Origin of the sequence: Sphaerimonospora mesophila, assembly GCF_001417795.1 — a bacterium.
Classification (GTDB): domain Bacteria; phylum Actinomycetota; class Actinomycetes; order Streptosporangiales; family Streptosporangiaceae; genus Sphaerimonospora; species Sphaerimonospora mesophila.
The window spans coordinates 48,923-74,540 of the sequence record NZ_BCBX01000037.1 but is presented as its reverse complement, the minus strand read 5'-3'; the positions used below and the strand labels follow the sequence as shown (position 1 = coordinate 74,540).

Sequence of the window (25,618 nt, the reverse complement as noted above, 5' to 3'; positions counted from 1 at the left end):
CTCTGTACGGCCTTCTGCGCCGGTCTCTGCGCGGTCTTCTGCGCCGGGCCTGGTCAGGCTCAGGCCGGCTCTCCGGTACGGCGACTCGCCTCGGCCGGCTGCCGTTCGCCGCGCAGGCCGAGGCGGACGAGGATGCTGTTGGTGATGTCGGTGACGGTGCCGCCGCCGCGCATCAGCTCCATCGGCGGGATGTCGACGCCGAACCGGCCGCGGATGGAGGTCAGCAGTTCTGTGGCCATCAGCGAGTCCAGTCCGTACTCGTCCAGCCGCCGGTCGTCGGCGATCTGGTCGGCCGGGATGAGCAGGACGGTGGACAGCAACCGGGTGATCTGCTCGGTGAGGTGCGCGTACGCCTGCTCGTGGCTCATCTCCGTCAGCAGCGACAGCGGGTCTGACTCCTGCTCGATGCCGGGCGGCAGCACCGGGGACAGCCACGGACGCTGCAGGCCGGGCAGGACCTGCCGCAGTCGGCCCCAGTCGCAGCGGCCCACCATGGCGACGTCGGCGTGCTCGCCGAGCATGGCCTCCACGGCGTCCAGCGCCTGTGCGGGAGTCATCGGCGGGATCCCGGCCTTGGCCAGCACCTCTCCCTGCCTGCCCCGGGTCAGCACCCCGGTCTCCGCGAGCGCGCCCAGGCAGGCCGTCAGTCCGGGCAGGCCCTGTCTGCTCCGCTGCCGGGCCAGCGCCTCAAGGAACAGGTTCGCGGCGACGTACGACGTCTGTCCGATGTTGCCTATGGGGGTGAGTGAGGAGTACATGACGAACAGGTCGAGGGGGCGATCCCGGGTCAGTTCGTCGAGCACCATCGCGCCGGCGACCTTGGGGTGCAGGACGGCTCGGATCCGGTCGTCGTCGAGGTCGGCGAGCGGGCCGTCGTCGAGGTGCATGGCCGCGTGTACGACGCCGCGTAGCGGATGGTCGCCGGCATCCAGGTCGTGCAGGATCCGCCGCATGGCGTCGCGGTCGGCCACGTCGGCCGCGTACGCGCGGACCTCCACCCCCGTTCTCTCCAGTTCCTCCAGCAGAGCGGGAGCCTCGGGCGTCGCGGCGCCCCGGCGGCCGACCAGGGCCAGGTGGCGGGCACCTCGCAGGGCGAGGCGGCGGGCCGTCGCCGCCCCGAACCCGCCCAGGCCGCCCGTGACCAGGTAGGTACCCTCCGGGTCCAGGCGCGGGGCCACCCGCTGGGGCCGGACTGTGACCGGTTCGTCGCGCGGATCGAAGGACACCACGACTTTTCCGATATGCCGGGAATGGCGCATCATGGCGAAGGCGTCGGCGACGCGGGCGGCCGGAAACACCGTGTGCGGCAGCGGCTGGAACAGCCGGGAGCGGTAGAGGTCCGCGATCTGCGAGGTGCTCTCGGCCACCAGCTCGGGCGCCTTCCACATGAGGGTCCCCACGTCCACGCCGTAGAACGCGATGTTGTCGGAGAACGGTCGCAGCAGCAGGGATCTGTTCTGGTAGATGTCCCGTTTGCCGAGCTCGATGAACCGGCCGCCGTGCCGCAGGCATTCCACGCCCCGGTTGATGGCCTCACCGGCCAGCGAGTTGAGCACGATGTCCACGCCCTGGCCCCCGGTCAGTTCCCTGACCTGCTCGGCGAAATGCAGGCTGCGCGAGTCCAGGACGTGGTCGGCTCCCATCGCGAACAGCAGGTCGCGTTTGGCGGCTGTGCCCGCGGTCGCGATCACGCGGGCCCCGTGTTCCCGGGCGTACTGCAGCGCGGCCAGGCCGACCCCACCTGCGCCGCCGTGGACCAGGATCGTCTCGCCCGCCCTGACACGTGCGCAGTGCCCCAGCGAATGGTGCACGGTGGAGAACGCCATCGGCATGGTGGCCGCTTCGGTGAAGGTCATCCCCTCGGGGAGGGAGACGGCCGCCCACGCCTTGACCCTCGCGTGGCTGGCGAATCCGACGGGCCCCACGGCCATGACCCGGTCACCGGGCCGCAACCCGGTGACGTCGGCACCGACGGCGGTGACGATCCCGGCGCATTCCAGGCCCAGCTCATGCCCGCCGAAGACCGCTTCGACGGCCTCGGTGGGCAGCAGGTCGACCGCGCACATCACGTCGCGGTAGTTCAGCCCGATCGCCCGTACCTCGACCACGACCTCGCCGGGCTCGGGCCGCGGCATCGGGATCTCCTCCCAGGCCAGCGTGTACGACAGCCCGGGATCGCACACCTTGAGCCGGTAGGCGCCGCCCGAGCCGACGGGCACGCTGCGTGCGTGCTCGTCCGACTCCAGCAGCCGCGGCACGAAACGTCCTCGGCGGGTGAGCAGGATCTCGTCCTCCTCACCCGGGGCGAGCAGTTCCGCCGCCAGGCGGCCGGCGTCCCGTACGGCGTCGCCGGTGGGGTGCAGGCAGATCCGGCGTATCGCCGGCCGCGGCTGCTCGTTGCTCAGCGAGCGTGTCGTCCCCCAGGTCGCCGCGTCCTCGGGGTGGAGCCGCACATCGGTGAGGTGGGGTTCCGGCAGCGCGGCGCAGGGGCGGGCCACCAGCCACAGCGTGGTCGCGACGGGCTCGGGCAGTTGCTCGCAGGCCAGCGCGATGGCCCGCAGCGCCGCGGCCCGCCGGGTGATCTGCTCGACGGTCGCCTTCGAATCCGTGTCGTCCGCTCCGCCCAGGATGACCGCGATGGTGATCGTCTGGGCGGTGGGCGGGAAGTGCGCGATCCAGTGGTCGGGATCGTCGCTGAGCGGTGTGTCGAGCACGTCGCCGCCACGGGTTCGCAGCAGCGCGCGCAACTCGGCGGTCAGCTCGTCGGTGCCGTCCTCACCGGCGAGGATCCACGTGCCGACGGCGTCCGGCACGGGATGCGCGGTGGCCGAATCCCCCTCGACCGTGGCCGGAACCCTCTCTGCGGCGGCCGAAGCCCCGGCGGCGGCCAGCATCACCGAGAAGTCGCCGGCCGCGCGTTCGTCGTCGTCTCCGGTCTGGACGACCTCGGTGAAGCCGGCCTCCGCCAGCACCTCCCGCCAGCTTTCCCGGGACAGCAGCGGCGAGCGCGGGCGCAGGTGCCCGTCGGTGAAGTCCCAGAACTCCTCCCGCATCCCGAGGAACGGCAGCAGGGTGCCCACCCGGTGCGGTTCTGCGATGAGCAACTGGCCGCCGGGAGCCAGGAGGGTGGCCAGATGACGCAGCGCGGCGGACAGGTCACGGGCCAGGTGCAGGGTGTTGGCCGCGACCACGAGATCGAATGCGCCCGCGGTCAGCCCCTGCTCGGCCGGGTCGGCGTCCAGGTCGAGGACGGAATGGTCGATGAAGTCGACATCCGCGAAACGCTGCCGCAGCCGGGTCGACGTGGCCTCGGCGAGGTCGGTGACCAGATAGCGGGTGCGGTCGGCGGGCAGGACGGGCAGCAGCATGGCGGTGGTGCCGCCGGTCCCCGCGCCCACCTCCAGGACACGCAGCGGCCGGTCGGCCGGCCACCGCCGGACGATCTGCTCGACGAGCGCCCGCGCGATCCGATTGGTGAACAGGTTGACCGGCCCGACGTCGTGAAACTGCTCCATCAGCTCATGACCGCCGCCGCAGCCCAGGACGTCGGATTCGGCACGTCTGCCCGCGAGCAGTTCGGGCAGACACCGGCCGACCAGGACGGATAGGGCGCTCTGGGCGGCGAAGGCGGCTCCCCCGGAGAGAAGATCACGGTGAAGGTCCCAGTGGACATGGTGCGGCTCACCCGGATCCGCCGCACCCGTCGGCTTCAGGCGAAGGCCGCCCTCGACCGGCCGCTCCAGCAGTCCGTACCGCTCCAGCAGCGGCAGGGCGGCGTGGAGCATGCGCCGGTGGTGCGCCATCGGGCACGCCTCGATCAGTTCCTCGACGTCGATCGACCGTCCGGCGGTCGACTCGCCGAGCGCGCCGGCCAGCGTGCGGGCGAAGACCTCTTCGAGCCGTGCCGCGTACCGCGGGTAGTCCAGCTCGTGCCACGCCGAGCGCAGCCGGTCGATCTGCTCGGCCGCGCCGGACAGGATCGGACCGGGGCCGGGAGCCGGCCACGGCTCGGCGGGCGTGCCGTACGTGCCGGGCGAGCCGGCTCGGGGCGCGGCACGTAAGGCCATCTCATAACGGGTGACCGGGGTGATGTGGACCCCGGGCATCCGGCGTAGCCGGCAGCCCTCCACCTCGGCGGCGATCCGACCGTCGGCATCGGCGACCACGATGTCCCAGCAGACCTCCTCGGCGCTGCTGGAACGTTCCCGTACGTGCACGAGCCCCTGTGCGGCGGGCGTGCCCCACAGGCGGACGGAGCCGATCGCGGCGGGCATGTAGCCGCGGCCCGAGTGCAGCGACTCCACCAGCCACAGCACGCCGGCCTGCAGCGCGCTGTCCAGCACGACCGGATGCATCTGGTAGCGCCCCTGCCCCTGCTCGGGACACGAGTAGGCGCCGAGCACCTCCCGCTCGCCCATCCACAACTCGGTCAGGACCTGGAACTCCGGCCCCCACACCATGTGGCCTTCCGCGGCCCGCGCGTAGTAGCCGGGCACGTCCACGCGGGTGCCGATGCGCGCGCGTAGCGCGGTCACGTCCAGCGGCGGCGGGATCCGGCGCAGCAGCGGCCGTACCCTGGCCCGGAAGTGCTCGCGGGGCTGCTCGGCCTGCCGCTCGGCACTGGCCACGGTGACCACCCCGGTCTCGGCGTGGAGCGACGTCTGCACGTACACCGGGTCGGCTGCGGCCTGTGACGGCACCACCATGGCCCGGCTGATGTCGACCCTGTCCACCTCCACCGCCTCGGCGGCGTCCGGCATGGCCAGCCGGGCGGCGGCGATGGCCATCTCCACGTATCCGGTGGCCGGCATGATCGCGGCGCCGCCGGCCCGGTGGTCGGCCACCCACGGCACCCGTACCCGGTCGATCTCCCCCTGCCAGGTGGGGTCCAGCACCGGCATCCGCCGTCCCAGCAGCGGATGCCGGATCGTCGTGTCCATGTGGGTGGGCACCCAGGTGTGCGGGCCTCCGATCCAGTGCCGTTCGCGCTGCCAGGGGTAGGCCGGCAGCGATCGCACCGCGCCGGGGCGGGGGAAGTAGCGATCCCAGTCGAGCCGTGCACCGGCCGCGACGAGTTCGGCGACAGCGGAGCGGACGCGCATCGGGCCCGGCTCGTCCCGGCGCAAGGTGGCCACGACGGCCGCGCGCACCCGCGCGGTGCCGCTCACGCGGCGCAGGTACGAGCGCAGCACCGGGTGCGGGCCGATCTCCAGCAGCACGTCGAAGCCGTCGCCGAGCACCCGCTCGACCGCCGCGGCGAACCGCACCGGTTCTCTGAGGTTCCGCCACCAGTGCGCCGCGTCCAGCTCCGGCCCCCGGACGAGGTCGCCCGTCACCGTTGACGCCATGGGGATGCGCGCCGGGCCGGGCCGCAGCCCGGCGAGTCCCTCGGCCAGACGCTGCCGCACCGGATCCATGGCGGCGCTGTGGAAGGCGTAGTCGAGGTCCAGCTCCCGGAAGAAGACGTCGCGCGAGGAGAGGTCCTCGCCCAGTGACTTCAGCGATCCGTCCGGTCCGGCGATCGTGACGTCGCGGTCGGAGTTGACCGCCGCGATCTCCAGTCGCGGGTGGCCGGCCAGGATCTGTCTGGCCGCGACCTCGGACAGCCCGAGCGCGGCCATCCGGCCCCACCCCCGGGTGACCGACTGCGCCATGCCGCGCTCGGCGATCACCTGTGCCGCCTGGGCCAGTGACAGGGCGCCGGCGGCGTAGGCGGCGGCGACCTCGCCCACGCTGTGGCCGAGCACCGCTCCCGGCCGTACGCCCGCCGCCCTGAGCATCTCCACCAGGCCGACCTGGACGGCGAACAGCAACGGCTGCGCCACCTCGGTCGCCGACAGCCGCGCCTGGTCGGCAGGCAGGGACAGTTCCTCGAGCACCGACCAGCCGAGCCGATCGGTCAGTTCGGCGTCGACCGCTGCCACGGCCGAGCGGAAGGTCTCGTCGGACAGCAGATCCGCGCCCATCCCGGCCCACTGCGAACCGTTGCCGGAGAACACGAACGCCACCCGCCCGTGCTCTACCGTCTCCGACTCGGCGACCGCCGCGTCCCCGGCCCCCGGTCTGTCCACATCGGATGGTCTGCCCGCATCGGACTCGCGGCCGGCCGACTCCGGGGTGTCCGCCAGGGTCGTCAGCGCCCGTGCCGCCGCGGCGGCGGTATCGGCCAGCACCACGGCGCGATGCCGGTGGCCGCCGCGCCGCCGAGTCGCGGTGTAGGCCACGTGGTAGAAATCCCGTTCGTCGAGTGACGTCAGGTGCGCTGCGGTCCGTTCCACGGCTTCCCGCAGCGCGGACCGGCTGCGCGCGGACACGACGACGGGCAGCGCCCCCGCGGGGGGTGCCGCCGATTCGTCCCCGGCCATCGTGGGGGCGGGCGGTGCGGCCAGCACCACATGCGCGTTGGCGCCCCCGAATCCGAAGGAGTTGACTCCCACCACGGGACGTCCGCCTGCCTCGTCCAGCGGTCGCGGCTCGACGGTGACGGTCAGCCCCAGGGCGTCGAAGTCGATACGGGGATTGAGCGTCGCGGCGTGCAACGAGGGCGGGATCACCCGATGCCGGAGCACCAGCAGGGCCTTGAACAGCCCCGGCATACCGGAGGCCGGCTCCAGGTGCCCCAGGTTGGACTTCACCGAGCCGATGGGCAGGACTCCGCGCGTGCGCCGGCTGCCCAGCGCCCGTCCCAACGCCTGGCATTCGGCCGGATCACCGGCCTGGGTGCCGGTGCCGTGCGCCTCCACGTACACGATCTCGTCGGGGCCGATGCCCGCCGTGGCGTACACCTGCCGTAACAGCGCTTCCTGCGCCTCGGCGTTCGGCAACGCCAGCCCCATGGTGCGGCCGTCGTTGTTGGCGGCGGCGCCGACGATGACGCCGTGGACGCGGTCCCCGGCGGCGATCGCGTCGGCCAGGCGCTTGAGCACCACCACACCGCCGCCCTCGGCGCGTACGAACCCGTCGGCGTCAGCGGAGAACGCCCGGCACCGGCCGGACGGCGACAACATCGACGCCTGACTGAAACCGACGAAGGGGTATGGGCTGAGCAGCAGGTTGACCCCGCCGGCCAGCGCCATCCGGCTGGATCCCTCCGCGAGAGACCGCCAGGCCCGCTCCACGGCCGTCAACGACGATGAGCACGCCGTGTCGATGCTCATGCTCGGCCCGCGCAGGTCGAAGAAGTGCGACAGCCGGTTGGCCGCGATGGACAGGGTCCCCCCGGACATCGAGTACGGGCCCATGCCGCCCGGCTCCAACGCCTGCATGGTGCCGTAGGCGGGATCCGAGATGCCGATGAACACTCCGGTGTCCGTGCCTGCCAGCGCCGCCGGATCGATGCCCGCGTCGTCCAGTGCCTCGACCGCGATCTCCAGGAGCAGCCGCTGCTGCGGGTCCATCGCGGCGGCCTCTTTGGGGGAGATGCCGAAGTAGGCGGCGTCGAAGGCGGTGATGTCCTCGTCGAGGAAGCCTCCGGCCCGGGTGTAACTCCTGTCCGGCCTCGGCATGGTGTCGTCGACGAACCGATCGGCCTCGAACCTGCTCGGCGGGATCTCACCGACCAGATCGGCGCCCTGCCGCAACGCCTGCCACAGCCCGTCCAGGTTCACGATCCCACCGGGCAGGCGGCATCCGACGCCTACCACCGCCACCGCGTGCTCCGGCCATGCCCGCTCTGCCAACGAGTCGTCCGCGCTCATCTCGCCCTTCCTGCTCAGGTCCACCACGACTCGGCTTCTCACCGGTCGGCTTGCTGTCCCGGCCAGGGGCCGCCTAGCGCACCTCGCGTAGGGCTAGACGGATCGGCACTATGTCATCACAACTCTTCGTATATGCCTAGGTACTCTATGTATTTGCCCAAGAGAAGGATGTTATGAGGAGTAATGGGAAAATCGGCGAGGGGCAGCCGAGGACACCCGGCTCCACCAGCGCGATTCCAGCCGCTCGATCCGAGACCCGAGATCTGAGATCCGGACCGGAGATTTGAGATCCGGACCTGAGATCCGAGACCTGCGACCTGAGATTTGAGACCTGCGACCTGATACCCGGGATCCGGGCCTGGGCGGATCAGGACGACGGGGCGGGGCCGGTCGAGTCACGGACGCTGAGGGTCGTCGCCAGTTGGAGGTGCCGGGAGGCGGGCTGGACGCCCTCCGCCATGCCGAGGACGGTCTCGACGGCCATCCGGCCCATGCCGACGAGAGGCTGCCGTACGGACGTGAGCCGGGGCGCGGTCCACTGGGTCTGCGGCGTGTCGTCGAACCCGGTGACCGACAGCTCATCCGGGACGGCGATCTGAAGCTCCTTGGCCGCGGCGAGGACCCCGACGGCGATCTCGTCATTGCCCGCGACGATCGCGGTCGGCCGCTCACCGAGTGAGAGGACGTCGCGGCCGTGCCGGAGCCCCGCCTCGACGGAGAACGCCTCGTGGCGGATCAGCGCGCGGTCCGGCGTGATGCCGGCCGAGTCGAGGGCGGCCTGGTACCCGTGGAAGCGTTCCACCGATGGGGCGGAGCCCAGCGGGCCGCCGATCCAGGCGATCCTGCGGTGGCCGAGGCCGATGACGTGCTCGGTCGCCGAACGACCGCCTGCCCAGTTGGTGGAGCCGATGCTGACGACGCGTGATTCGGTCGTATCGATCGGGTCGATCGTCACGACGGCCACCTCGAGATCCTCCGCGGCGAGGAGCACCGAGTCGGGTACGGCGACGGCGAGCGCGATGATGCCGACGACGCCGGACTCCTTCTGCTCCGCCATCCAGGCGCGGGCCGCCGTACGGCTCGTGCTGATCGGCTCGTCGGGCGGCAGACGGAGGAGGAGCTCGGCCTGCGCGGAGGTCGCGGCCACGAGTATCCCCTGAAGCACGGTCCCGGCGTAACGCGACTCCACGATGTCGAGCACGGTGACGAGGGAACGGTCCCGTGTCTGCTCGTGACGCGCCGTCGTCGGCCTGTAGCCGATCTCGGCCATGACTTCGAGGACACGCTCACGCGTTTTCGTCCCCACGTCGCTACGCCCGTTGAGGACCTTCGAGGCGGTCGTCGGCGAGACACCGGCCAGTCGGGCGACATCCGCCAGGGTGGCTCGCTCGGAACGACCTCGCCGTCGCATGAGGGCTCCTCTCGGGGCTACGAAATTATTTCGAACCTACCACGCTACCTTTCCCTTCGCCGCTATCCCGTTGTTGTCGGTGATTTCTGTCTTTCCTACCCGTTGACACAGGACAGAAGCGGCACCTACTGTCCTGGCAACACCGAATAAGTTGCGAAATAGTTTCGTAGCCAAGGACGAGAGGAGAGGCTCATGGGGCTCTCCCGGAAAGTAAGGCTCCTTTCCGCGGTACTCGTGCCGATGCTGGCGCTGGCCGCATGCTCCGGCGGCGGGGGCGGCTCGAGCGATGGCGATGCGGCCGGCGGCGGCGGTGAAGAACAGGTGAAGATCACGGTCTGGAGCTGGGACGGCACCGTCGCACAGGCCGTCCCCGGATTCGAGGCCGCGAACCCGAACATCAAGGTCGAGGTCGTCAACGCGGGCTCGTCGCAGGACGAGTACCAGGCGCTCGACAACGCCATCCAGGCCGGTTCCGGCGTACCCGACCTGGTGATGTTCGAGTACTTCGCGGTGCCCTACTTCGCCATTCCCGGCAAACTCGCCGATCTCGGAGAGTTCGGCGTCGAGAACTTCAAGCAGGACTACGTCGAGGCCGCATGGAACGACGTCACGGTCAACGGCAAGGTCTACGCGCTACCGTCCGATTACGGACCCTCGGCGATGTTCTACAACGCGGCCACGCTCAAGAAGGCCGGCATGAACAAGCCCCCCGCCACGTGGGACGAGTACTACGAGGCCGCCAAGAAGGTGCGCGCTCTCGGCGACGACCACTACATCGCGCAGGACACGGGAGACCTCTTCTTCCTGCTCTCGCTCATCTGGCAGGCAGGCGGTCGTCCGTTCAAGGTGGACGGCAACAAGGTGCACATCGACTTCACCGACGCCGGAACCACCAAGGCCGTGTCCTTCTGGCAGAAGATGCTCGACGAGGACCTGGTCAACACCAAGATCACAGGGTGGTCCGACGACTGGAACCGAGCGCTCAACGACGGAACCCTCGCCACCCAGACCATGGGCGGCTGGCTGACCTCGACGCTGCCCGAGCGTGCGCCGCAGGCCGCCGGTGACTTCAGGGTCGCGCTGATGCCGCAGTGGCAGCAGGGAGAGAAGGTCGGAGCGGCGAACGGCGGCAGCTCCTTCGGCATCCCCGCGGCGGCCGAGCACAAGGAGGCGGCCTTCAAGTTCCTCGAGCACTTCACGCACGGCGGCGGTCTCGCGTCCCGGGTGGCAGCGGGTGCCTTCGTGCCGAACATGTCGGTGTTGGAGAGCGAGGCGTTCCAGAGCAAGGCCAACGAGTATTTCGGCGACCAGAAGGTCGGCGCCGTGCTCGCCGAGGCCTCGGAGATCGTCGGGAGCGGCTGGCAGTACCCGCCGTTCTTCGAGTGGGCCCGCTCGATCTACGGCGACATCGCCTCGCCGTTCTACACCACGGGCAAGGGCTCGCTCGCCGAGATCCTCGAACAGTGGAGGCAGCGCTGCATCCAGTACGGCAACGAGCAGGGCTTCGAGGTGGACTAGCGCATCGGCCGAGTAATGACACCCCCGAGGAAACGTCGGTTCCCGATCGGCGGCTCCGGTCGCTGCGCCGGGAGGAAGCTCCGGTCCGCCGCCAGGCCCCACCGGGCGGGGCCCGGCATGCGGTCCTCACTCCCTCCCGCTCCGCTCCCCGCCACACCGGCCCACGATCACTGGACCGACTCTCCCAAGGAGTGTCCGGGCGGAGTGCGGTGGCGGCCGGCGCCGTACCGCGGCCGGCGCCGTACCGCGGCCGGTGAAGAGGCGAGCCGGGCACCGCGACGGATCGGAAGGAACACGGACATGGACCTGGCACGTCGGTTCGACGCCGACCCTCCGGCCACGGCGTCGCCGGACGCGAAGCGGCCTCAGACGGCGACCCGCAAGCACCGGAGGACACGGATCGCGCTGGCGTTCATCGCGCCCTTCGGGACGCTGTTCGCGCTCGTGTTCATCGTGCCCATCCTGTACGCCGCCTACCTCAGCCTCTTCCAGCAGAAGCTCATCGGGGGCGACACGTTCGTCGGATTCGCCAACTACGGCAAGCTGTTCCGGGACCCGCAGTTCTGGGACGGGGTGGGACGCGTCTTCCGGTTCACGCTCATCCAGGTGCCGATCATGCTGATCTTCGCCATGGCGCTGGCACTGGCCCTGGACGGCATGCGCGTGCACGGCGCCAAGTTCATGCGAATGACGATCTTCCTCCCCTACGCGGTGCCGGCGATCGTGTCGACCCTCATGTGGGGATTCCTGCTCGGCGTCAAGTACGGCCTGTTCGGCAGCCTCAACGACGCCCTGGGTACGGACCTCGACCCCTTCGCCCCCGGGACCACGCTCATTTCCATCGGCCTGATGGTGACGTGGGCGTTCACCGGCTTCAACATGCTCATCTTCTACGCCGCGCTCAAGGCCGTCCCGCGTGAGCTGTACGAGGCGGCCGCGATCGACGGGGCGAACGAGTTCCAGGTCGTCCGCGCGATCAAGGTGCCGGCACTTCGCGGATCCCTGGTCGTCACGACCATCTTCTCGATCATCGGCACGTTCCAGATGTTCAACGAGCCGCAGATCCTGCCCTCGATGGTCGCGGGCAGCGGCGTCACCACCTTCTACACACCCAACCTGTACGCGTACCACCTGGCGTTCACCGGGTCCCAGCAGGGCTATGCGGCAGCGCTCGCGCTCGTCATGGCGGCGATCACGATCGCGGTCGCCTACGCCGTCCAGATCAGAGGGTTGAGGAATGCATCCGATCAGTAGCCGGCGAGTCGAAGCCGGGAAGGCCTCCGGCACGCCGACCCGTCATTCCGGTCGCGCCCGCCGGCTCTACACGGTGGGAAATCCCAGGAAGAGCACGACTCTCACCGTGATGACGGCTCTGTTCACGCTGTACTGCCTGCTGCCGCTCGTGTGGCTGGTCATCAACGCGACCAAGTCGCAGGCCGACTTCGTGTCGTCGTTCGGGCTCGCGCCCGGTCGCGAGTTCGCCCTGTGGGACAACATCGTGGAGGTGTTCGGCTACCAGGACGGGATCTTCTCCCGGTGGCTTCTCAACACCGTTCTCTACGTCGTCGTGGGCGCGACCGTGTCGACCTTCCTGGCCGCCCTCGGCGGATACGCCCTGGCGAAGCTCGACTTCACCGGCAAACGGGTGTTCCTCTTCGTCGTGCTCGGATCCATCTCGGTCCCCGGCATCGCCCTGGCGATCCCACAGTTCCTGCTGTTCGCGCAGCTCGGCATGACCAACACCCCGTGGGCGATTCTCCTCCCGTCGTTCATCAACCCGTTCGGGCTGTATCTGATGTGGGTGTTCACGGCCGAGGCCGTACCGACCGGCCTGCTCGAGGCCGCGAAGATCGACGGCGCCGGGGAGTTCCGGACCTTTCTGCAGATCGCGCTCCCGCTGCTCGCGCCCGCAGGCGTGACGGTCCTGCTCTTCTCGTTCGTGTCGATCTGGAACAACTACTTCCTGCCGTTGATCATGCTCAAGGATCCCGCCTGGTATCCGCTGACCGTCGGAATCAGTCAGTGGAACAAGCTGGGCTCGACGGCCGGGAACGGCGCCCTCATCCAGAATCTCGTGATCACGTCATCGCTGCTGACGATCATCCCGATGGTCGTCGCGTTCCTCGGCCTGCAACGGTACTGGCGGTCCGGCCTGTCGCTGGGCGCCGTCAAGGGCTAGGGAGCGTCCGACCGCCTCCCGATCCGCAAACGATTCTGAGAAGAGAAGTGAGACCATCGTGAGCGAAAACGTATTCGAATCCCAAATCAGTATCGACGGTGAGCCATGCGGCGACAGTGCGTTCCCGCATGTTTGGAGCAGGTGTGTCGGCGCCGGACGGGCGAACGAAGCCCTGCGCGCGGACTGGCAGCAGCAGTTCGCCGAGGTCGTCGCCGCTTTCGGATTCCAGTACGTCCGCTTTCACGGCCTCTTTCACGACGACATGTTCGTGTATCGGGAGAGCTATGGCGGGGGTTTCGGCCAGAACACGCGCCTTGCCTCGCCCGTTTACACGTTCAGCTATGTGGACAAGGTGTTCGATTTCATCGTCGACCGCGGCGTCCGTCCCTTCGTCGAGCTGGGCTTCATGCCGCGCGAGCTGGCGACGGTGACCGAGACGCTGTTCTGGTGGGGCGCCCACTGCAGCCCGCCCAGGGACATGGCGCGCTGGGTCGAGCTGGTCACGAGGTCGGTCGAGCACTGGATCGACCGGTACGGCCTCGCCGAGGTGCGGGAGTGGCGATTCGAGGTGTGGAACGAGCCGAACCTGGTTCCCCACTTCTGGACCGGGACGAAAACCGAATACTTCGAGCTTTACGAGCAGACCGTGCGGGCGATCAAAAAGATCGATCCCGCGTTGAAGGTCGGCGGGCCCGCGACGAGCGTCTTCGTGCCCGACGACCGCTACCGGGGTGAGGTCGAGGACCGCTCCGCGACCCATGAGACGGCCGCCGCCGTCGACGTGGACGCGCTCGACTGGCGCCCGGTGTGGATCGAGGACTTCATCACCTGGTGCGCGGAGCGCGAACTCCCGATCGACTTCATCTCGACCCACCTCTACCCCACCGACTTCGCGTTCGACGCCAACGGCGAGGGCGTGCAGATCACCCGGTACGCCGATGCCACCTTCGACGACCTGACCCTCCTGCGCGAGCTCGTGAGGAACAGCGCGTATCCCGATGCGGAGATCCACATCACCGAGTGGTCGTCGTCGCCGTCGTCCCGCGACTTCATCCACGACACGCTGTTCGCCGCGACCTTCATCACACGGTCGTATCTGAAGTGCGCCGCCCTCGCCGACTCGATCTCCTACTGGACCTTCACGGACGTGTTCGAGGAGGGAGGCGCCGGGATCGGGCCGTTCCACGGCGGGTTCGGCCTCGTGAACGAGAACGGCGTCCACAAGCCCACGTTCCACGCGTTCGCGATGCTGGAACGGCTCGGCGACCGGCTGCTCCGCGCGACGTCCGACGGGGTCGTGACCCGTGACAGCCGGACGTCGGCCGTGTCAGCGGTGTTCTTCAACTACCCGGAGGAGATGGCCCTGAGGGGAGTCGGCTCGGCGAGTTCGTACGCCGCGGCACGCGTGTTGGCCGAGATGGGGCCGAGCCGGCGGATCCGCCACTCGATCGGCGGACTGGAGCCGGGCACCACGTTCCTCGTCGAGATCATGGACTGGGAGCACGGGAACGCCGCCGAGGCCTGGTATCGGCTCGGGTCTCCGCTCAACCCGTCGCGGGCCGAGAGCGAGCATCTGAGCAAGGTCGCCGACTCGCTCCGCAGGTTCACGCTCACCGTGGCCGACACCGGGGTGCTGGACCTCGACGTCGAACTCGCGCCGTGGGCGGTGATGTCGTTGCGGCCGTCGGCATGACCGTGTGACGGCACGCCGGGCGTCTCACCCTGCGCCGGGGAGGCGTAGTTCGTCCAGCGGCAGGGATCGTAGGAAGTCCTCCGCATCGAAGATCTCCCCGGCGGTGACGACGGATCCCGGCGCGCAGCGCGGCCTCGATCAGCGGCGGCGCGGTGTCGCCGAACGGCGGTTGATCACCGCGTCCGCGCCGGCGATCACGCGGTCGAGCGAGGCAGGGTCGTCGGCCGAGGCGAGCCGCCACTCCACGCCGGGGTGGGCCGCGGCCGCCGCCGCCGACTTTGTCGCGTCCCGGCCGGACAGCACCGGGGTCCACCCACGCTCCAGCAGCTCCGCCGTCACGAACCCGGCCGTGTGCCCGTACGCGCCGAACACCGCGATCACCGGCTTCGCGCGCCCATTCGAATCCAGATGATGACAACATCTGGATTGTCAGAGTATCCTGATTGCCGTACGTCGATGGAGGGAGCGGTGTGATGGCTCGGCTCACGCGGGCCCAGCAGCAGGCGCGCACCCGCGCATCGGTGCTGGCGGCGGCCAGGCGGGAGTTCGTCGAGTACGGCTACGGCCCGGCGAAGGTCGATCGGATCGCCGAGCGGGCGGAGCTGACCCGGGGCGCGGTGTACTCGAACTTCCCCAGCAAACGGGCGCTGTATCTGGCGGTGCTCACCGACCTGGTCGAGAGCGCCGACGCCGTCGAACCGCCTCGGCGGCCGGAGTCTACGCGCGACGCGCTCGGCGCGTTCGCCCGTGCCTGGCTGGAGCGGCTGCCGCTGGCCGGGGACACCGTGACGGAGGGCCGCCTGCACCTGCGCTCCCTGGTGAACGTGATCGACGACGAGCCCGGCCGGGCCGTGCTCGCCCAGGTCGCGCGGCTGGAGGCGCTGCTGCTCGCGGTCGCGTTGGAGGCGTGCGAGCGGGAGGGCGCCGAGCCGGAAGGAGCCGCGCCGGATGACGCGACGCCGGACGACGCCGCGCCGCGACGGGTGCGGCTGGCCGAGATCGTCCTCACGTTGCTGAGCGGTTCTGGCATGCTCGCCGAGCTCGCGCCGGGTTTCGGCGACCCCTTCGACCAGACCCGCGCCTGCGAGCACCTGGCCGGCCTGGACCTCGCCGACACCTGGGCGCCGCCGTACCTGCCCTACGTCCGGCCCGCCGCAGCATGCCACGATCCCTGGACACCGCCCCATGGCCTGTCCGACCAGATCACCGGCGCTCCGGTGGACGTCGGCGTCGACGGTCTGGTCACGGTGCTGGGCGCCCGGCGGGTGGGCGCCGCCGAGGAGGCGGTCCGGTCGGCACGCCCAGGCGAGCAGCTCACGATGGTGATCGTCACGAGCGACCCGGCCGAGACCGGCAACCTCATCCGCTTCAGGGTCGGCGATCTTGTCGCGTGCCTGCGGCGGGTGTTCCCCTCCCGGACCTGGCGGCACCTGCGGCTGGTCATCGACGACGCGGCCGCGGTGGCCTCGGCCGCCGGCCTGCCCGACGTCGACGACGAGACCGAAGCCGCCGTACGCGTCCGAGATGGCGCGATCATCGCCCGAGCCCATGGTCGAGGCGCCGCCCACGCCGTCTCGACCATCGACGCCGTACACGACACACGCTGACCGAAGGCCAGGACATGTCCCCTAGCGATTCCCCGCAGTACGGCGACCGACTTCTGGTGCTCCATGCCCTGCGCTGCGCCGGCTACTCCGGCATCGCCCGCGTCGCGGCGGCCACGGGACTGGACGAGTCCGACGTCGAGTCCGAGCTGATCGACCTCGCGCTCGACGGCCACGTCACGCGTCTCGGCGGCGAGTTCGGCGGTTGGGGCCTCACGGAGGCCGGCCGGGCCGCCGATGCCGAGCGCATCGGCCACGAATTGGACTCGGCCGGTGCCCGCCCGGCGGTGACCGCGTCCTACGAGCGCTTCATGGTGCTCAACCCGGAGCTGCTCGACCTCTGCACGGCCTGGCAGCTACGGTCCGTCGACGGTGTGACGACCATCAACGATCACGGTGATTCCGCCTACGACGCCCGGGTCCTCGACCGATTCACCGAGCTGCACGACCGGGTCGTACCCATATGTGGCGAACTGGCCACGGCACTGCCCCGGTTCGCCCGCTACCGAACCCGGCTCGCCGATGCCCTCGATCGCGCCCGCAAGGGCGAGCTGGAGTACGTCGCCGACAGCATCGGTTCATACCACACTGTGTGGGCCGAGCTGCACGAAGATCTGCTCGCCACCCTCGGGATCTCACGATGGTGAGATGGGTTCGCCCGCTGAGCGCGCGGCCGGACGAGACCGCCGAGGTGCTGGGCGCCAAAGCACACGGTCTGGTGACGCTCCACCGTCTGGGGCTGCCGGTGCCGCCCGGGTTCGTCGTCACCACCGAGGCGTGCCGGGCGTTCCTGCGCCGGGGCCGCCTCCCCGACGGGCTTCATGCGGAGCTGACCACCGCGATGGGCGGCCTGGAGACCGCGACGGGACGCCGGTTCGGCGGCACGCGCACTCCGCTGGCCGTTTCGGTCCGGTCCGGGGCGAGCGTGTCGATGCCCGGCATGATGGACACCATCCTCAACCTGGGCCTCACGACCGACGCCACGACGGCACTCGCCGCCGAGACCGGCGACGCGTGGTTCGCCCTGGAGTCGCGTTCGCGGCTCCTCTCGACCTTCGCCGCCGCGCTCACGGGCGGCGCCGCCGACTCCGGCGTTCTCGCCCGGCGGGACACCGCCGATGGACCGGCACGGCTGACGAGCGAGATCGCGGCGATCGAAGCGGTCATCGAGCGGCGCCACGGACGCGCGGTCCCGGACGACGCGCTCGCGCAGTTGGAACTGGCCGTCGAGACCGTCTTCTCCTCGTGGGACACACCACGCGCGCGGACCTACCGCGAGCTTCACGGCATCCCGCACGACCTGGGCACGGCCGTGATCGTCCAGGCGATGGTGTACGGAAACCGCGACGAGCACAGCGGCACCGGAGTGGCCTTCAGCCGCGACCCCAACACCGGGGAGAACGTCCCGTTCGGCGATGTCCTGTTCGGACACCAGGGCGACGACGTCGTCTCGGGCCGAACGCCGACCCGTCCCCTGCGTGAACTCGGCGCGCGAGAACCGGCCGTGTGGGCGGCGCTGGTCGATGCCCTGGCCCGGATCGAGCGGCACGACCGCGATGCGTGCTACGTCGAATTCACCTTCCAGTCGGGCGAGCTGTGGCTGCTGCAGGCGCGGCCCGGCCGCTTCGTCGGTGGCGCGACGGTCCGTGTCGCGACCGAGCTCGCCGACGAGGGCCTGATCACGCGACAGGAGGCGCTGCTCCGGGTCTCACCACAGCATCTGCGGCACGCCCGCACGCCCCGCATCGCGCCATCGGCGCAGGCCGACATCCTCGCCCGCGGCATCGGAGCCTGCCCCGGGACGGCCGTCGGCAAGATCGCGACCACGACCGACGCGGCGATCAGGATGGCCGTCGACGGCCCGGTCATCCTCGTGCGTCCCGAGACGTCCCCGCACGACATGGCCGGCCTGGCCGCGGCCGCCGGAATCGTCACCGCTCGCGGCGGGGCGGCCAGCCACGCCGCCGTCGTGGCACGGGCGATGGCGAAACCCGCCGTCGTCGGGATCGGCGACCTCGCCGTCGGCCCGACCGGGATCCGCGCCGACGGGCGCTTCATCGGCGCGGGAACGCTCGTGACCATCGACGGGACCAGCGGAGAGGTCGCGCTCGGCAGCCCCGGGATCGTCACGGACACCGCGGACGCGCACCTGCGCCGACTGCTCACCTGGGCGGACGAGGTGTCAGGCGATCACTCTGAGCATGAGGAGGCCGAGCGCCTGGCCGCCGCCCAGGCCGCGCTCCGTCAGGCCCGATCGTCTTGATCGAGCGGCGCCGACCGGCCTGCCTGCCCGCCTTCCTGCCAGGGCGAACGTGGGCCGAACACGGGCCGAACGCCTTCAGGGCCGAACGCCCGGCCCGAATCCGGTCCAGCGCAGGTCGGCAGGCAGATGACCCATGTCGTTGTACAGCAGCAGCGCCGGTTTCGAACCGTCGTAATAGTCGATCGCGGTGAGCGCCGCGTTCCCGCAGCTCAACCCCAGCCACCGCGCCGGGGGCGCGTCGAGCGCATGTCGCACCAGCCAGGCCACCTGGTAGGCGTGCGTGACCAGCACCTCATGGGTCTCGGTCTCGGCCGGGTGCGCGAACCGCTCGATCAGCGCCTCGGCAAGGCGGGCACCCGCCGCCGCTTCCGCCGGGTCGTATCCATCGAAGAACCCCCTCCAGGCCGGTGGCGGATCATCGGGAACATGCGGCACATGGTCCACCGCCTCGGGTGATTCCCGTACCGGAACACCGGGCAGGCGCGCACCGATGATCTCGGCGGCGCGCACCGCGCGGGGCAGGGGCGAGTGCCACACCGCGTCGACCGGCAGACGCGCGAGCCGATCCGCCAGGAGCTTCGACTGCCGCCGCCCGATGTCCGTCAGCTCGCCGAACGGGTCCGCGGCGCCGTGCCTCACCACGTACAGATGCCGCGTCGCCATCCCCATCCCCCTCCGAATGTTGCAAGAATCCAGATGCTAACATCATCCGGAAACGCCAGAAGGGGTCATGTCCACCTCAGATGGACGAGTTCGTACGGCGGATCGCGGGCTCGTCATCCGGCCGACCCGGGGACGGCGCGGACCGTGCCCTCATCCGAGCCACGTTCTCCTGGAGGTGGACGACCACGAGGAAGGCGACCAAACCGTTCAGGTAGGCGGCCACGACGAAGAGAATGTCCTCCCAGTAGACGTCGAGCTCGCGCAGCGAAAACGACGCGGAGTGAATCAGTGCGACGGCCGCCCCCGGCTGGATCGGCAGCATCGTGACCGCCACGAGCACGCGGTGGCGTGCCAGGACCCTCCTGACCCGGGGAAACGCGATGATCACCCATGTGATCGGGGTGAGCAGAAACCCGAGCAACGGTATTACGTTCACTGACGCTCTTCACCTTCCGCTCGGTCGGAAACGGGTCCGGCCACGGCGGCCCTCTTCCGTCGCGCCGCGAGGCGTACGGCGAGCAGCGCCGCCCCCAGAGCGACCCACAGCATGGTCGGGATCCAGAGGATCGGCGACCAGGGGTGGACCGGTGGCCGGTTGTAGTCGGAGTGCGCCACGATCAAGGTGGCCACTCCGACGATCACCTGTGCACCCGCCGCCAGGATGAAAGGCGCCGCCTTGGTCCGCCTGACCGGCCTGGTCCGCTCAACCCGCTCGGCCCGCTCAACCCTCTCGACCGGCTCGGCCCGCCCGGTCCGCCCGGCCTGGTCAGCCTGGTCGCCGGCTCGGTCCGCCCGGTCCGCTCGGGCTGCTTCGCCCGCTGGGCCTGCTTCGCCGGTGGTGGCAGCACCTCCAGGCCGGTGAAATGGCGCAGGAGCTCGTCGGCCCTCGGCCGCCGGGCGGGGTCCTTGCCGAGGCAGGCGGCCAGGGTGGCGGCCAAGGATTCGGGCACGCCGGACAGATCCGGTTCTCGGGTGAGAATCGCGTGCATCACGACCGGCGGCGTGTCCCCCGCGAAAGGGAGGCGTCCGCTCGCGGCGTACGCCATGGTCACCGCCCAGCTGAAGATGTCGCAGGCCGGATCGGCCATGCCCGAGCTGAACTGCTCGGGCGCCATGAAGGCGGGCGTTCCCAGCACCCCGGAATGAATGGTCGTCTGTTCAAGCACCCGGGCTATGCCGAAGTCGATCACTACCGGGCCTTCCGGCCCGAGGATGACGTTGGCCGGTTTGAAGTCACGGTGCACGATCCCCGCCCGGTGGATGGCGGCCAGAGCGGTCAGCGTGGTGACGGCCAGCCTTTCCAGGCTGCTCCCCGTGGAGGGCCCCGTGGTACGGAGGAACTCCTGCAGCGAGATGCCGGGAATGTATTCGCTCACCAGATAGGGGCGGTCTCCCTCGACGCCCACCTCCAGGACCCGAGCCGTACAGAAGGTGGCGACCTCGCGCGCGATCTCCGCTTCACGGAGAAAACGACGCTGGACAGCGGGATCTCTGGCGATGTGCCCGTGCAGGACCTTGATCGCGACGCTGGCCCCGTCCGGGGTTTCGGCGAAGTAGACGACGCCCTGCCCGCCCTCGCCGAGCACGCTGCGCACCGCATGCCCGCCTATCCGCTCGGGGTCTCCCATGCCGAGGGGCCGACCCGGATCCGACCGCATCGTTCCTCCGAATGTCAGTGGCAGCCGGCGAAAGATTCGAGAGTAATTGATCTATCGGTCCGCCGCTGCGCGAAGAGCCGTCGCCGAGGAGGCCACGATCGCACCCGCGGCAGCGGGTTTTCGGCGGCGCCCTTCATGGGTGGACGAGCAACCGAGGCGCATGCGCCGACGACCGGTTTGCGGGAAGGTACTGCCATGTCCCCTTATGGACACCCCGGGTGTCCCGACTGCGGCGCACCGCTCACCGCCCCGCACGCCGCCTGCCCGAGCTGCGCGCTGCCGCTGACCGGTCCCGTCGCCGCCGAACTGTGGCGGGTCGATGCGGAGCGCGCCGCGCTCAGACGGCGTGAGGCACAGCTGATGGCGAGGCGCGGCGAGCTTCTCACGATGCTGCGAGCGGCCCGTGCCGGGGCCGGCGCCGGGACGACAGGCGGGGCGACGGCCGGGACGACGGCCGGGACGACAGGCGGGACGACAGGCGGGACCGAAGTCGGGACAGAACAGGTGGGAGACGCCCCGGGCGTTCTCCCGCCGCCGATGCCCGGCACGGAACGGCCACGGGATCTGTCCGCGAGAGCCGTACAGAACCTCTTGCTGGCACTCGGCGGGATCCTGCTGGCCGTGGCGGCGGTCGTGTTCACGGCCGTGAACTGGGGACACCTCGGCATCGGCGGCCGCGCTGCGATCCTGCTCGGCTTCACCGGCCTGGTCCTCGCGGCCCCGCTCTGGCTGCGAAGCCGGGGTCTGGGCGCCACAGCGGAGACCCTCGCCATGCTCGGCCTGGCGCTGCTGCTCCTCGACGGGTACGCCGCCTGGCACCTGGGGCTGGCCGATCTCGACCGGATCCATCCCCAGCACTACACGGCCGGGCTGGTCGCGGTCGTCGCCGGGGTGTTCGCGGCCTATGGGCGGCTCGCCCGGCTCAGGTGGCCGGTTCCCGCAGCGGTCGTGCTCGCGCAGTTCCCGCTCACCGTGCCGGCGCTCGGCCAGGGCACGGTCTGGCTCGTCGCGGCGCTGCTCGCCACCGCCTGCGCCGATGCCGCGCTGTGGCTGGTGAAGCAGCGGATGGCGCTCGCCGTCTGCTTCGGCGCCACCTGGTCGCTCGGGGTGGCGATCGGAATCGTGGCATCCCTGGGAACGTACGAACCACGCGTCGCCTGGCGGCTGTCCGCCGCGCTGTTCGTCGCCGCGGTGGCAGGACTGGTCCTCGCCGTCCGCGCGAGCGGACCCATGAACCGGCCCGGGAGCGGGCCCATGAACGAGCCCGGGAGCGGACCCGGGAGCGGGCCCGGGAGCGGGCCCACAAGGAGATCATGGTCGGTCCTGCTCGCGGCGTCATCGGCGATCACCTTGATCATGGCGCTCGCGCTCCCCGGCCGCCTGCTCCTGGAGGGGCGTTGGGCGGTCGTCCCCGGCCCCGTCGCCGCGCTGCTCGTGACCATGCTCGCGGTTCTCGCCCTGCGTACGGCTTCCGCGACCGTCCAGGCACCCGTGACGGCCACCGCGATCACCGCCGCGATCATGACGGCACTGCTGTCAACGCCGGTGCTGCCGCCGGTGGCCGACGCCCTCGCCGGACCGTTGCACCGGGTCGGGGTCTGGGGTGGCGTCGATGCGACATCGAGCGCCCTGTGGTCCGTCGCCGGGCCCCCCGACCTGGTCGTACTCACCGTGCTCGCGCTCGCCTCCGTGGCGGCCGCACCGCTGCTCCGAAGATCTCGCAAGACGGACCGGGCCGAATCGCCGTACGGTCCGCGCCAGGTGCTCACCATGGTCACCATGGCGTTCTGCGCGGTGACCGTGGCCGTCTGTCCCGTCGCGCTCGATCTGCCCTATCCGGCGGTGATCGCCGTACAGCTCGCGCAGGCGATCGCGCTCGTGCTGCTCTCGGCGCGGATCCCTCTGGCCGGCCTGCCCGCGCTCGCGGCCGCGCTGGAGGTCTGCACATGGGCACTCGCCGCCGAGCCGGCAACGCTGATCACGCTGCCCGTTCTCGCCGTCGCGGCCGCCGTGACGGTCGTCGCCGCTCGCGCGCGTGCCGTACGCGTCGGCGCCGCAGCGGCCGCGACGCTGCTGGTCGGCGGCGAGGCGGTCGCGCTGTGGATCGCCGCCGGCCTCCAACCGCGGTTCATCACCTTCGTCCTCCTCGCCGTGGCCTGCGCGGCCGGGATCGTCGCGGCGCGGCTCAGGGCCGCCGGCCCGGGAACCGCGGTGGAAACCGCGGGATACGTGCTGGGGACGATCGGGCTGCTCCTGGCCGCCGATCTGCGGATGTTCAGCCTCGCGTGCGCCGTCGCGGGTGTCCTCGGGTTCGGTACGGCACTGCGCCCCGACCGGCGGATGGCGGGATACGCCGGGACCGCCTTCCTGCTGCTGGCCCACTGGACCCGGCTCCTCGCGGACGGGGTGGGAGCGGTGGAGGCCTACACCGTGCCGTTCTCCCTGGTGCTGCTGGCGATCGGCTGGTGGCGGGCACGACGGTCGTCGTCGTGGCTGGCGTACGGTCCGGGCCTGTCCTTCTCCCTGCTCCCGAGTCTGCTGGCGCTCTACATCCAGCCGGAGGGCTGGATCCGGCCGCTGGCGCTCGGCCTGGCCTCGATGACGGTCCTGCTGGCCGGAGCGAGATTCCGGCTTCAGGCACCCGCCATACTGGGCGGATTCACGCTGGCCGCCGTCGCCGTCCACGAGCTCGCGCCCTGGATCGCCCAGCTCATGACGCTCGTCCCGCGCTGGGTCCCGGTGGCCGTCGGCGGCCTGGCGCTGCTCCTGATCGGTGCGACCTACGAGGCCCGGCTGAGGGACGTCCGCCGGATACGCGACGGTCTTCGATCCCTTCGGTAGTCGAGGGATGGATCACCATAGATGCTGCGACCGCGCCTCCTGTGTTGGTCCGTCAGATGGGCCGCGGTTCCCAACCTCCCGCATCACCGGCCGCCCTCTGTGAGGATGTCGTACGGACGGCCCGCGACGAGCCCGACGATCGATGTGTTTGACTCCGTTCATGTGGAAGGCGAGCAGGGCCGCTGCGAAGATCGGTAACAGCAAACAGAAGGTTGGGATCTGGGAGGCGACCGAAACGCCCCGGGGCGGCTGTGCTGGGAGCGGTCGAATGGATCGATCTCCCGATCGGTATCAGACTGTGATGACAGCCGCAGCCGCTGTCCAGGTCGATGTCGCAATGGCAAGGGGGGTGCGATGAAGCAGCCGGCACCGGTCCTCAACCGGGTTCGAGTGACAAACTACAAAAGCATCGCTTCCTGCGAAGTCGTTTTCACGCCCTTGCTCATCCTGGTGGGCCCGAACGGTGCGGGGAAGAGCAACTTCATCGATGCGCTGCTGTTCGTCACCGACGTTCTGGAATCAACACCGGCCGACGCCGTGGCCAGGCGGGGTGGTCTGGATGCGGTCATCCGACGCGTTCCCGAAGCATTGGATGAGTTCAGCATCGAGCTCGAACTCTCGCTCGACGTACATGGACAGCTGATCCCGGTCCTGTACGGCTTCACCATCGGCCGGGATCTCACCAGCCGTGGGTCTCTGATCGTACGGCACGAGCGATGCCTTCTGCGAAACGGCGCGGACGAGACTTCGTGGACCGCATTCGAGGCGGAATCCGGCCGGGTCCTGCAAAGCGGGGAAACAAATCGAACTCGCCGCAATACACGCGGCCAGATCGAGCCTGATCGTCTCTACCTCCCACTGGCAGCCACACAGGGTGAGTTCAGTGAGGTCTACCAGGCACTGAGGGCCATGCTTTTCTACCACCTGGACACCGATCTCATGCGGCGAGTCGAGCCTGAACGGGTAAGCAGGCAGCTCGGCTATTCGGGGGAAGGCCTGGGAGAAGTACTCGGAGCGCTGAAGCAGGGTTTTCCCGTCTTCAAGGCTCGTCTGGACGACTACATGTCGGCGATCGTTCCGGGGGTCGCCGGCGTGGACCAGCGGCTCGCGGGCCCCTACTCGACAGTGGAGCTGCGGACTCGCGAAAGCGAGCGGGCCTTCGGCCCTGAGTCGATCTCCGAGGGGACGCTGCATGCGGCGGGAGTGCTCGCGGCGCTGTTTCAACCCATTGTTCTGGAGGGCAGGGCGACGCTACTCGCAATCGAAGAGCCGGAGACAGCGCTTCATCCGGCCGCGTCCGGGGCGCTGTTCGACGCGCTGACGGAGGCGAGCGAGCGCTGCCAGGTCATCGTCACGACCCAGAGCGCCGATCTACTTGAACGCGAGGACATCGATCCGGACTGGGTTCGCGTGGTGACGATCGACGGCGGTGTCACAGAAATCGGGGGCATCGACGGGATCAGTCGCGGTCTCGTCAAGGACAAGCTGGCCACGGTGGGCGAGTTGATGCGGGGTCGCCAACTCCGGCCGGAGGGCGACGGATGAGCGGACGGATCACAATCGCCTCGATCGTCGAAGGCTACGGCGAGGTGACCGCGCTGCCGGTTCTGCTGCGCCGGATCATGCAGGAGTGCGGAATATGGGATGCTCGGATTCCGGAACCCCACCGCATACCCCGCGGCAAACTGATCGCGGCGGGCGGAGTGGAGAACGCAGTCCTTCAGGCGTCCCGTCAAGTGACCGGCCTCGGGGGAATCCTGGTGCTGTTCGACGCGGACGATGACTGCCCCGCCGACTATGGGCCCGCTCTGCTCAAGCGGGCCCAGGCCGTACGGAGCGACAAAGCGATGTCGGTCGTGCTGGCGAACCGGGAGTTCGAGGGATGGTTCCTGGCCGCCGCCGCGTCGTTGGCCGGGCATCGGGGGCTCGCCGACCCGTTACCACCCCCGTCGAACCCCGAAGGAATCCGAGATGCCAAGGGATGGCTCACACACCATAAGATCGATGGCAGTCCGTACAAGGAGACCATCGACCAGGCACCGCTCGCGGCCGTCTTCGACATGGCATAGGCCCGGAAGCACGCGGCCTCCT

The 25,618-nt window shown here is 70.0% G+C and carries 17 protein-coding genes; 10 read left to right on the top strand and 7 right to left on the bottom strand.

Features of this window, described 5'->3' with window-relative positions; all coding sequences use genetic code 11:
* Positions 1-59 precede the first annotated feature (59 nt).
* Both AP234_RS18060 and AP234_RS18055 read right to left on the bottom strand, forming a co-directional pair.
* Entirely contained in the window at positions 60-7,697 is a 7,638-nt protein-coding gene (locus AP234_RS18060; protein WP_063842991.1) for a type I polyketide synthase, read from the bottom strand.
* A gap of 367 nt (positions 7,698-8,064) precedes the next feature.
* Positions 8,065-9,108, bottom strand: a complete 1,044-nt coding sequence (locus AP234_RS18055; protein WP_055480848.1) for a substrate-binding domain-containing protein — start codon at positions 9,106-9,108, stop codon at positions 8,065-8,067.
* Positions 9,109-9,300: 192 nt separating this feature from the next.
* Here AP234_RS18055 and AP234_RS18050 point away from each other — a divergent pair, with 192 nt between their 5' ends.
* The 4 genes from AP234_RS18050 to AP234_RS18035 all read left to right on the top strand — a co-directional run bounded on the left by AP234_RS18050 (position 9,301) and on the right by AP234_RS18035 (position 14,498).
* Positions 9,301-10,626, top strand: a complete 1,326-nt coding sequence (locus AP234_RS18050; RefSeq protein ID WP_055480847.1) for an ABC transporter substrate-binding protein — start codon at positions 9,301-9,303, stop codon at positions 10,624-10,626.
* A gap of 300 nt (positions 10,627-10,926) precedes the next feature.
* Positions 10,927-11,880, top strand: coding sequence for a carbohydrate ABC transporter permease (locus AP234_RS18045; RefSeq protein WP_055480846.1), 954 nt, complete (start codon positions 10,927-10,929; stop codon positions 11,878-11,880).
* Between the two features lie 109 nt (positions 11,881-11,989).
* Positions 11,990-12,805 (top strand): carbohydrate ABC transporter permease, encoded by an 816-nt coding sequence (locus AP234_RS18040; protein ID WP_055480845.1) that lies wholly within the window; start codon positions 11,990-11,992, stop codon positions 12,803-12,805.
* 58 nt (positions 12,806-12,863) lie between these two features.
* Positions 12,864-14,498 carry a GH39 family glycosyl hydrolase gene (locus AP234_RS18035; protein WP_200926580.1) on the top strand — a complete coding sequence of 545 codons (1,635 nt, stop codon included), beginning with the start codon at positions 12,864-12,866 and terminating at the stop codon, positions 14,496-14,498.
* 138 nt (positions 14,499-14,636) lie between these two features.
* Here the strand turns inward: AP234_RS18035 and AP234_RS38710 are convergent, their stop codons facing one another.
* Complete coding sequence (locus tag AP234_RS38710; RefSeq protein WP_055480844.1) at positions 14,637-14,879, bottom strand: NAD(P)H-binding protein; 243 nt, start codon at positions 14,877-14,879, stop codon at positions 14,637-14,639.
* A gap of 92 nt (positions 14,880-14,971) precedes the next feature.
* Between AP234_RS38710 and AP234_RS18025 the strand changes: the two genes are divergently transcribed.
* The 3 genes from AP234_RS18025 to AP234_RS18015 are packed head-to-tail and all read left to right on the top strand — an operon-like array spanning position 14,972 to position 18,365.
* Positions 14,972-16,105, top strand: a complete 1,134-nt coding sequence (locus AP234_RS18025; RefSeq protein WP_055480843.1) for a TetR/AcrR family transcriptional regulator — start codon at positions 14,972-14,974, stop codon at positions 16,103-16,105.
* 14 nt (positions 16,106-16,119) lie between these two features.
* The gene (locus AP234_RS18020; RefSeq protein ID WP_055480842.1) at positions 16,120-16,749 is read left to right on the top strand and encodes a hypothetical protein; all 630 of its coding nucleotides are present in this window, start codon (positions 16,120-16,122) and stop codon (positions 16,747-16,749) included.
* The gene (locus AP234_RS18015) at positions 16,743-18,365 is read left to right on the top strand and encodes a pyruvate, phosphate dikinase (protein ID WP_055480841.1); all 1,623 of its coding nucleotides are present in this window, start codon (positions 16,743-16,745) and stop codon (positions 18,363-18,365) included. The genes AP234_RS18020 and AP234_RS18015 overlap by 7 nt, the downstream gene beginning before the upstream one ends.
* 75 nt (positions 18,366-18,440) lie before the next feature.
* Here AP234_RS18015 and AP234_RS18010 read toward each other — a convergent pair whose 3' ends face one another.
* The 4 genes from AP234_RS18010 to AP234_RS17995 all read right to left on the bottom strand — a co-directional run bounded on the left by AP234_RS18010 (position 18,441) and on the right by AP234_RS17995 (position 20,686).
* Positions 18,441-19,028: a histidine phosphatase family protein gene (locus AP234_RS18010; protein ID WP_055480840.1), complete on the bottom strand. Its 588-nt coding sequence runs from the start codon at positions 19,026-19,028 to the stop codon at positions 18,441-18,443.
* Between the two features lie 76 nt (positions 19,029-19,104).
* Entirely contained in the window at positions 19,105-19,464 is a 360-nt protein-coding gene (locus tag AP234_RS18005) for a hypothetical protein (RefSeq protein WP_152990478.1), read from the bottom strand.
* Positions 19,461-19,670, bottom strand: coding sequence for a hypothetical protein (locus AP234_RS18000; RefSeq protein WP_055480838.1), 210 nt, complete (start codon positions 19,668-19,670; stop codon positions 19,461-19,463). Before AP234_RS18000 ends, AP234_RS18005 begins: the two co-directional genes overlap by 4 nt.
* Complete coding sequence (locus AP234_RS17995) at positions 19,667-20,686, bottom strand: serine/threonine-protein kinase (protein WP_083502206.1); 1,020 nt, start codon at positions 20,684-20,686, stop codon at positions 19,667-19,669. The genes AP234_RS18000 and AP234_RS17995 overlap by 4 nt, the downstream gene beginning before the upstream one ends.
* A 195-nt stretch (positions 20,687-20,881) precedes the next feature.
* Here AP234_RS17995 and AP234_RS17990 point away from each other — a divergent pair, with 195 nt between their 5' ends.
* The 3 genes from AP234_RS17990 to AP234_RS17980 all read left to right on the top strand — a co-directional run bounded on the left by AP234_RS17990 (position 20,882) and on the right by AP234_RS17980 (position 25,596).
* Positions 20,882-23,527 carry an SCO7613 C-terminal domain-containing membrane protein gene (locus AP234_RS17990; protein ID WP_055480836.1) on the top strand — a complete coding sequence of 882 codons (2,646 nt, stop codon included), beginning with the start codon at positions 20,882-20,884 and terminating at the stop codon, positions 23,525-23,527.
* Positions 23,528-23,881: 354 nt separating this feature from the next.
* Positions 23,882-25,072, top strand: coding sequence for an AAA family ATPase (locus AP234_RS17985; RefSeq protein ID WP_055480835.1), 1,191 nt, complete (start codon positions 23,882-23,884; stop codon positions 25,070-25,072).
* Complete coding sequence (locus tag AP234_RS17980; RefSeq protein ID WP_063842978.1) at positions 25,069-25,596, top strand: DUF4276 family protein; 528 nt, start codon at positions 25,069-25,071, stop codon at positions 25,594-25,596. Before AP234_RS17985 ends, AP234_RS17980 begins: the two co-directional genes overlap by 4 nt.
* Positions 25,597-25,618: the final 22 nt, after the last annotated feature.

Bases quoted from the DNA above. Each gene is read 5' to 3' on its own strand.
- AP234_RS18050 (WP_055480847.1), top strand. From the start codon at position 9,301: ATGGGGCTCTCCCGGAAAGTAAGGCTCCTTTCCGCGGTACTCGTGCCG.
- AP234_RS17980 (WP_063842978.1), top strand. From the start codon at position 25,069: ATGAGCGGACGGATCACAATCGCCTCGATCGTCGAAGGCTACGGCGAG.
- AP234_RS18045 (WP_055480846.1), top strand. From the start codon at position 10,927: ATGGACCTGGCACGTCGGTTCGACGCCGACCCTCCGGCCACGGCGTCG.
- AP234_RS18015 (WP_055480841.1), top strand. From the start codon at position 16,743: ATGGTGAGATGGGTTCGCCCGCTGAGCGCGCGGCCGGACGAGACCGCC.
- AP234_RS17995 (WP_083502206.1), bottom strand. From the start codon at position 20,686: ATGCGGTCGGATCCGGGTCGGCCCCTCGGCATGGGAGACCCCGAGCGG.
- AP234_RS17985 (WP_055480835.1), top strand. From the start codon at position 23,882: ATGAAGCAGCCGGCACCGGTCCTCAACCGGGTTCGAGTGACAAACTAC.
- AP234_RS18040 (WP_055480845.1), top strand. From the start codon at position 11,990: ATGACGGCTCTGTTCACGCTGTACTGCCTGCTGCCGCTCGTGTGGCTG.
- AP234_RS17990 (WP_055480836.1), top strand. From the start codon at position 20,882: ATGTCCCCTTATGGACACCCCGGGTGTCCCGACTGCGGCGCACCGCTC.
- AP234_RS18060 (WP_063842991.1), bottom strand. From the start codon at position 7,697: ATGAGCGCGGACGACTCGTTGGCAGAGCGGGCATGGCCGGAGCACGCG.
- AP234_RS18020 (WP_055480842.1), top strand. From the start codon at position 16,120: ATGTCCCCTAGCGATTCCCCGCAGTACGGCGACCGACTTCTGGTGCTC.
- AP234_RS18010 (WP_055480840.1), bottom strand. From the start codon at position 19,028: ATGGCGACGCGGCATCTGTACGTGGTGAGGCACGGCGCCGCGGACCCG.
- AP234_RS18055 (WP_055480848.1), bottom strand. From the start codon at position 9,108: ATGCGACGGCGAGGTCGTTCCGAGCGAGCCACCCTGGCGGATGTCGCC.
- AP234_RS18025 (WP_055480843.1), top strand. From the start codon at position 14,972: ATGGCTCGGCTCACGCGGGCCCAGCAGCAGGCGCGCACCCGCGCATCG.